The following is a 5,122-nucleotide window of genomic DNA, read 5'->3' on the forward strand; positions in this document are numbered from 1 at the left end:
CGTGCTTTTCCGGGAGTTGTTCGGAGATCTACCGGGAAAAGGCGTTTACCGATGCCGGGTACGGACCTGGGGAGAGGCTGCCCGTGGCCAGGGAGCTGGGGGAGACGAGTCTGATGTTCCTGGTGCACCCGACGCTGAAGGTGGAGGAGATTGAGCAGACGTGTGCGGTTGTTGAGGAAGTGATGGGGAACAGCAGTTTTAGGTGTTAGGTGTTAGGTTTTAGGTGGTTAGGTAACGGCTAAGGAGACCCGGAGACTGGAGTAGGGAGACCGGAGGCCGGGAAAGATATAAGACAGGGATGACGGAGGCGGAGACGAAAATTGGGAGGAAGAATCTGTATGAATTTTCAAAGCGAGGTAGTTTATGGGTTCTGCGACGTCAAATAGGGGGCGGGGGCGGTATAATCCGAAAAGACGGTTGTACAAAGGATTGGCCGGGGACAGGGCTGAAGTTCTTGCCCGTTCTGTCGTGTACAGAGGCAGTCCTCTGCATAAGCGATCGCCGGGGGATTTCGGATTGACACCTCCATCTTCTCCCAGACCGGGCAAAACGCTGTGTGACGGTGTCGGTATTTTTCAGCTGAAGATTGCCACCCGTCTTCTCAGGCAGGGAGCCGAGAACGGCCTGGTAAGCAAGGATGCCGATCACGGGTTTCCTCGTTATATCTGGATGGTCATCAATGAGGATGACGTTCTTGAAGCTCGTTGTGACGATCCAAAAAACGGCACCTATCACGGATATCCTTTGGAAAAAAATGATCCCATGGCAGATGTGGTCATCAAGCAGTGGCAGGAGCGATGTCATGAGTGAAAATCTCGAATTTCAATGGGAATGGCTGTCCCCTTTTGAGCCTTCTTCGGTTGAAGGTCTCACTTTTGCCGACATGAAAATATCTGTCGGCGGACGGGCGGTCACTGAGCTGGAGGATGACAGGTCCCAGACATTGCGTAAGGGGATGTATATTTCTGCGTATCCGCTGGCCCTGTTTCTTGCGGCCAACTGGTGGCGATTGCGGTGGGAGCCGAAACCCTTGCAGGAAGATCCCGAGTGGCGGATGCGTCATTGTCTACCTGCCATCGGGGAAGGTTATGTCTGGCCGGATCTTACCTTTACCAGTGACGGCGAAGGTATTCTGCTCACTGTCCGCAGTCGTGAAAAATCCAGGACCTCGCCGGTTCGATATATTGCCGATTTTTCCGCATGGGTACCGGCAAAATCTTTTGAAGGAGCTATCCGGCATTGCATCGAGGGAGTTCTGTCCCGTCTGGACGCCGTGGGGATGACCAATACGGATCTCGTCGATCTGTGGGATGAAGTCCGGAAGGAAAATGACGATTTCGCCATTGCCCGCATGCGGCGTATTGAGGCGCTTGCAGGGTATGACCCGGATGAAGCTCCTGAATCTTTTGTGCGGGATCTCCTCAATACGGAATCTGAAGTGGGTTTACCTGCGATTCAGGAGTTGGCAGCGGCATCGAAAAACAGAGCATTAGACGACTTGAAACTGCTGCAGGAATCTTTGCAAACGAAAGGGGTAGACTTTCAGATTGCCGATTTCAATCGCCTTGTTTCCGATGCACAACCAAAACAATCTTCAGCCACGCCATGGCAACAGGCTTATGCTGCGGCTCAAAAGGTCCGTGATATTTGGGGACTGGCCGAAGAACCGATTTCCAACATTCGCCTGGCCGATTTGGTCGGTGTGCACCGCAATGTTCTGGAAGACGATCATGAATCGGGCAGGGTTCTGCATGCTCCTTACAGTGCGAGCACTTGGAACAGGGAAAACGACGACAGGCGGCTCATATTGAACCGTAAACCTGTCACCAGTCGTCGTTTCGCCATATGCAGGCTGGTCGGTGACAGGCTTTTGGGCATGGATGACGGACGGCTTTCTGCTGCCACGGACGCGGGTACGAGCCGGCAGAAATTCCAGCGTGCTTTTGCCCAGGGGCTCCTTTGTCCCTTTGATGCGTTGATGGATTTCATAGGCAAGGCTGTTCCCAGCGATGACGACATTGAAGATGCCGCAGCTCATTTTCTGGTGTCACCGAGGCTTGTCTATACCACTCTCGTGAATCATCATGTCTTGCCTCGGGAAATCGTGTTTGGGTAGGGGGAGGTAAAGAAAGGCTCGAGGAAAGGCAAGGACAAGGATAAAGGCAGGCGAGAGGCTAGGGGTTATAGGCGAGAGGCGAGAGGCGAGAGGCTATGGGCGAGCGAAAGCATAGCCGGGTCTGACCCTGGTAATTAATTGTTTTTACAGGTAATGATCCTTAAAATAAGGGCTGACATGGCCTTAGAGTGTACTTTTTGATGCCAAAAAGGGGCTTCTAATCTTTCTTTGAGCAAGCTGAGTCTGTACAAATACCAGATGATTTCAACATCCGTGGTGGGGGCATTCAGTTTTGTGAATCAGGATGTGGTTTCTTAATACAAGAAACCAAAAGCCCATAATGGGATTTTTTTTAATGAGCCCACTTCTATATTGTCTTGTGCGATATAAGCTGCATCAAGTTTTTTTATCTGCTTTCTGGTTTTTCCCGGGCCGCCTATTTCAAAAATAAAGGTGTCGTCCACAATGAAATCGGCTTTGTCATGATAGTGTATTTGGTGGCTATGGCTTAGCTGGGAAACAAAAAAACTTTCCCGAAGACTGCCCGCATTGGGCTGCGCACACAATACCTGAAATATATTCGGGTTGTTCAGCAGCAATTTATCAGGTTTATTAACTGTCCTCATTCCCGCACCGCCCCTTATCTGATGAATAAGGGATGCTTTGGACATCAAGGCTAAATATTTTGAGACTGTTGGCCATGACGTTCCAATGGCCGAGCTTATTTTCATTTTGTTTAACTCTACAGGTGGTGTGGTACACAGCATATAAAGCAGCTTTTTCAGCTTATCAATCTTGCCGGGGTCTATATTAAATATGGCGGGCAGATCTGATTCAAGGGTTATATTAATCACCTCAAGCAGCTTCATTGGATAGTTTTCAATTGATTCCAGATAGAAAGGGTAGGCACCATACTTTATGTATTTTAAAAAATATTCTATGGGGCGGATTTTGGTGGTAACCTGACTTGAAAGTGCCAAATGATTGTTTATCACTTCTTCCAATGAAACAACATTAAATGAGATTGCGGTTTCTATTTCCAGAAATTCTCTAAAGGAAAGTGCGGGCAGTTGATACATTGCCACCCGCCGGGAAAGATCTGCCGACTCATAATCCAATTGAATAGCCGAAGAACCTGAAAAAATTACCTGGAGATCAAATGTATCACGAATTGCTTTCAGGTGAGGGGCAAATCCTCTGGATTTATGAATTTCATCTAAAAGCAATAACCTGCCGCCCTCCTGGAAAAAATCCTGGGCTGAATCATAAAGACTGACACCTGCCATGGCAGGATGATCACAGGAGATGTATAAAATTTTTTCTATCGGGTATCCTGACCTGTGTGCGTATTGAAGCAGCAGTGTGGTTTTGCCGGCTCCCCGTGCCCCCTTGATGCCAATCAATTGTTCTTTTGAGTTGATCTGTTCGAGTAAAAAACGTTCGTAAACCTCAACAGGGCGAGATAAAATAAAAAATGAAGCCTGCCTGATGACATTGGGAATCATGATATAAACTCTTGTTAAAGTTGAATCTATCTTTTATATAAAATAGACATTATATCAAAGTAGGATTGATGTAAAGCTTAATTATAATTAGCGGGGTCTGACCCAAGCAAGTAGCTGAAGGCAGGATGCCAAAGGACGGACTCGAGATGTTTTCAAATAGTGAAAAAAGCCTGAATTCAGGAAGGTTGAAATATGCTGAATACAAAATTTTCCCCTTGGCCATTTTTTGAGCCCGATGAGATAGCCTCTGCCACCCGACCGCTCACAAGTGGGCGGGTCAATTACTGGACCGGGCAGGAAGGCCGGGAATTCGAAAAGGAATATGCCGCCTATACGGGGCGCAGCCATGGGATTGCCCTGGCCAACGGGACCTTGGCTATCGAGCTTGCCCTGTACGCCCTGGGCATCGGAGCGGGGGATGAGGTGATCACCACGGCGCGGACCTTCATTGCCTCGGCAAGTTCCGCTGTCATGCGCGGGGCTGTTCCCGTGATCGCGGATGTTGATCCCGTGTCCCAGAACATCACTGCCGAGACCATCCGTGCTGTGCTTACCCCCCGGACCAAAGCCGTCATCTGCGTGCATCTGGCCGGGTGGCCCTGTGACATGGATGAGATCATGGCTCTTGCTGAAGAAAAGGGGCTGTATGTGATCGAGGACTGCGCCCAGGCCCATGGGGCAACATACAAGGACAAACCAGTGGGTTCCTTCGGCCATATAGCCGCGTTTTCCTTTTGCCAGGACAAGATCATGACCACAGGCGGCGAAGGCGGGATGCTGGTCATGGATGACGAAGCCCTCTGGAAAAAGGCGTGGGCCTTTAAGGATCACGGCAAGAGCTGGGACGCGGTCTATGTGCGAAAGCATGCGCCGGGGTTTCGCTGGCTGCATGAATCCTTTGGCACCAACTGGCGCATGACCGAAATGCAGGCCGCCATCGGCCGGGTGCAGCTTAAAAAGCTGGATGCGTGGGTGGCAACGCGGCGCGGGCATGCCGGGAGGTTGAGCGCGTGTTTTCAGCAGATCCCGGCTCTTCGCGTGACCCTGCCCGGCGCGGATATCTTTCATGCCTATTACAAGTATTATGTGTTTGTCCGGCCTGAGATGCTGCGAGATGGGTGGAGCAGGGACCGGATCATGAACGAGATCGTCAAACAGGGGGTACCGTGCTATTCCGGCAGCTGCTCGGAGATTTACCGGGAAAAGGCGTTTACCGATGCCGGGTACGGCCCGGAAGAAAGATTACCGGTGGCCAGAGAACTGGGGGAGACGAGCCTGATGTTCCTGGTGCATCCGACGCTTACGGATGACGAGATTGAGAAGACGTGCGAGGTTGTTCGGGAAGTGATGGGGAACAGCAGTTTTAGGTGTTAGGCTTTCACCAACAAAAACGTAAGAAAAATTCGCGTTTTTCCATGGCTATGAGCAGAGAGCAAGCTCTTGCGTGATCCCCCTGTGTCAGGGAAGTTGTCGCCTCTTCTGAAATTCACCTAAGGGGGCC

5 protein-coding genes are annotated in these 5,122 nt (G+C 50.4%); 4 read left to right on the plus strand and 1 reads right to left on the minus strand.

Annotated elements, in window-relative coordinates:
* From ACY692_RS13940 to ACY692_RS13950, 3 genes are all read left to right on the plus strand, one after another.
* The coding region (locus tag ACY692_RS13940; RefSeq protein WP_462325986.1) for a hypothetical protein at positions 1–209 on the plus strand (209 nt) is incomplete at its 5' end.
* A 307-nt stretch (positions 210–516) separates the two neighbouring features.
* Complete coding sequence (locus ACY692_RS13945; protein ID WP_462325987.1) at positions 517–810, plus strand: hypothetical protein; 294 nt, start codon at positions 517–519, stop codon at positions 808–810.
* Positions 803–2,116: a hypothetical protein gene (locus ACY692_RS13950; RefSeq protein ID WP_462325988.1), complete on the plus strand. Its 1,314-nt coding sequence runs from the start codon at positions 803–805 to the stop codon at positions 2,114–2,116. Before ACY692_RS13945 ends, ACY692_RS13950 begins: the two co-directional genes overlap by 8 nt.
* Before the next feature lie 314 nt (positions 2,117–2,430).
* Here ACY692_RS13950 and ACY692_RS13955 read toward each other — a convergent pair whose 3' ends face one another.
* Positions 2,431–3,621, minus strand: coding sequence for an ATP-binding protein (locus tag ACY692_RS13955; RefSeq protein ID WP_462325989.1), 1,191 nt, complete (start codon positions 3,619–3,621; stop codon positions 2,431–2,433).
* Positions 3,622–3,813: 192 nt separating this feature from the next.
* Here ACY692_RS13955 and ACY692_RS13960 point away from each other — a divergent pair, with 192 nt between their 5' ends.
* Positions 3,814–4,995 (plus strand): DegT/DnrJ/EryC1/StrS family aminotransferase, encoded by a 1,182-nt coding sequence (locus tag ACY692_RS13960; RefSeq protein ID WP_462325990.1) that lies wholly within the window; start codon positions 3,814–3,816, stop codon positions 4,993–4,995.
* Positions 4,996–5,122: the final 127 nt, after the last annotated feature.

The sequence above is a fragment of the Desulfoplanes sp. genome, assembly GCF_054921335.1.

What these genes read in the sequence shown, in the direction of transcription:
- ACY692_RS13960 (WP_462325990.1), top strand. Translation starts at nt 3,814, where the DNA reads ATGCTGAATACAAAATTTTCCCCTTGGCCATTTTTTGAGCCCGATGAG.
- ACY692_RS13955 (WP_462325989.1), bottom strand. Translation starts at nt 3,621, where the DNA reads ATGATTCCCAATGTCATCAGGCAGGCTTCATTTTTTATTTTATCTCGC.
- ACY692_RS13950 (WP_462325988.1), top strand. Translation starts at nt 803, where the DNA reads ATGAGTGAAAATCTCGAATTTCAATGGGAATGGCTGTCCCCTTTTGAG.